This is a genomic window from Novosphingobium lindaniclasticum LE124 (assembly GCF_000445125.1).
GTDB lineage: Bacteria > Pseudomonadota > Alphaproteobacteria > Sphingomonadales > Sphingomonadaceae > Novosphingobium > Novosphingobium lindaniclasticum.
In genome coordinates this window covers 1-2561 of sequence record NZ_ATHL01000063.1, presented here as the reverse complement: position 1 = coordinate 2561, position 2561 = coordinate 1, and the positions used below count along the sequence as shown (strand labels likewise).

The 2561-nt window shown below is 55.3% G+C and carries 2 protein-coding genes; one reads left to right on the top strand and one right to left on the bottom strand.

Features of this window, described 5'->3' with window-relative positions; translation table 11 throughout:
- The first annotated feature begins 79 nt into the window (after nt 1-79).
- Entirely contained in the window at nt 80-1159 is a 1080-nt protein-coding gene (locus tag L284_RS33545) for an IS5/IS1182 family transposase (protein ID WP_021233694.1), read from the top strand.
- Between the two features lie 145 nt (nt 1160-1304).
- Here the strand turns inward: L284_RS33545 and L284_RS33540 are convergent.
- Nucleotides 1305-2561, bottom strand: a 1257-nt coding sequence (locus L284_RS33540) for an ATP-dependent nuclease (RefSeq protein WP_021233693.1), incomplete at its 5' end; no start/stop codon positions are given.

Below are 2561 nucleotides of genomic sequence, written 5' to 3'. Positions count from 1 at the left end.
AGCTGGAGACCCGCAAAAACCGGTAGTGTTTGGACGGCTATGATGATTCATTGAGGGCGCGCGATCACGGAGGCCAGCCATGGATCCCAAGTCCCTGTTCAGTTTGAGCGATCACCTTGAGGCATTGAGCAAGGAGGGCGATCCGCTTGAGGTTTTGCAGGAGACGGTGGATTTCGAGTATTTCCGAGCGTGGCTGGTCGAAGGGCTTGGTTATGGCGATGGAGCCAAAGGCGGACGCCCACCCTTCGATCCGGTGATGATGTTCAAGGCCCTGATCCTGCAGGCGCAGCATAATCTGTCAGACGCCCGGATGGAGTTCATGATCCGCGATCGGCTGAGTTGGCTGCGGTTTCTGGGACTGTCGCTTGGGGACCGCACGCCGGATGAGAACACGATCCGGCATTTTCGCAATCGCCTGACCGAGACGGGAACGCTCAAGCGGGTGATGAAGGCCTTTGACTGGCAACTCCAGAAGAAGGGCTACATTCCAATGTCCGGGCAACTCGTGGACGCCTCGCTGGTGCCTGCACCAAGACAGCGGAACACCGAGGGCGAACGCGAAGCGATCAAGTCGGGCAAGAGCGCCAGAGATATCTGGCCGAACGAGCCGAACAAGGCAGCACAAAAGGATACCGACGCGCGCTGGACCCTCAAGATCGGCGGGAAAGTTCGGTATCGAGCGGATGGAACGCCGCTCCCCATGATCGCCCTGCCGGTCTTCGGCTACAAATCCCACATCAGCATCGATCGACGCTTCGGCTTCATCCGAGGCATGGCGGTGACTTCGGCGTCAGCGGCGGACGGGCGTCTTCTCCGGCAGGTCGTCAGCACGGACAATACCAGTTCCGAGGTCTGGGCAGACAGTGCCTATCGCTCCAGGCGCAACGAGAAGTGGTTGTCGGATCAGATGCTCACGTCCCGCATTCATCGGCGCAAACCTATGGGCAAGCCGATGTCGAAGGCCACCTCGCGGGCCAATGCAGCCAAATCCTCGATCCGGGCCCATGTCGAACATGTCTTCGCCCATCAGAAGAACCGGTTCAACCTGTTCATCCGCACCATCGGCCTCGCCCGCGCTGAGGCAAAACTGACGCTTTGCAACTTGGCCTACAACTTCAACCGCCTGATTTTCCACGAACGCCGGGAATGCAGGGGCTGACTCTGTCTGCAAGCCAGCCAAACCGGCGAAATCAACGCTAGGCATCGTGGAAATCGGTCCGAACGATGCCGTTCGTGCGCTCCGAAGCCTCGACGTCTGTCAAGCCAGGCCGAAATTACCCGGTTTTTGCGGGTCTCCAGCTAAGCTAAGCCGCACTGGGCGCTGCTATATCAAGCGGCGCCACTTCTTGTTCATGTTCAACGACGTGCACTGGGAGAAGCGAAGCAATGATGGTTTCGATCTCGTCCCGGTTCGGCTGGGGCAGTTTATCCCAGAACGATTGGTCATCTAGAAACAGGATTAACTTTTCGAGATCTTTAGATTTGAGGCCGACTGGAAGATAGGCCTCAAGCGCACCTTCAGAGAGAATATGCATTCCGTCGGAACGCAAGGCCTCCAGTTCAGATTTCAAAGCCGCCTTTTCTTCGTCGGAGAGTTCCGGTTTCACAGCGATTCGGCGAGATTTGATATATTCCCACGTCTCGCGAGCATCGTCCCAGCTTCCGACTTTTAAGGCCTCTTCGATGCGTGCAACCAAGGCGTGACCATCAAGGCTCTTTATATTGTCAATCACGTCCTGCTTAATCTCGACGGCGTTCAGCTTGAACAAACTCTTGAGCGTCGGCGACCCGACCTGTTCGATATAGTCAAGGTCTGCCACCAACGCGTTGCTCACATGGCAAGCCGCCAGCAGTTTCTGGTATGCGGCAAAGAGCCCTTTGCCGCCTACGCTGATCACTTCGATGACTTCGGAGCTTGTTTCTCTGCCCAGCGTGTCGAGCGCCTTTTCAAAGAAAATTCGGTCTGAAATCCCCTCAACGAGAAGTACTTTATCGCTGAAAAATATCCGCTCGTTGTTCTGGCTGTTGACAAGATTGAATAGGTGCTTGGCAATAGGCAAATCAGGCTGATTGAGCCGTAGAATCTTGCTCCGCTGGTTTTCGCTATAGACTCGCGTCACGAACTGTATGGAGGCAGGAGATATAAATGTCGGGGAATGGGTAGCGAGTACGAACTGGTTGCCTGTTTGCTCCGATAACTTCTCAAACAATTGAAAGAGAGCGCGCTGCCAACGTGGATGCAGGTGCAGCTCCGGCTCATCAACGACGATAACGGCATCCCTGACATTCAGCGCATAGATAGCAAAGAGATAGGTAAGGAGCTCCCGTTCACCAGAAGACGCTGCCGTTACGCTGAAGCTCGTGCCTTGTTTGCTAAGACGCACGTCATATTCATTCGTATCCGGGTTTATCGTCTCTAATTCCCAGTCGTAGCCGAGAGCCTTGAGATCGGCACTGAGACTTTTTAGATTCTCGTCATCGTAGAATGACGCCTTAGCGTTCTGGTTTTTGACCTGCCCCCCGGCGGTCCCTCGCTCATAACGAGAGTCTTGCGGTTGAAT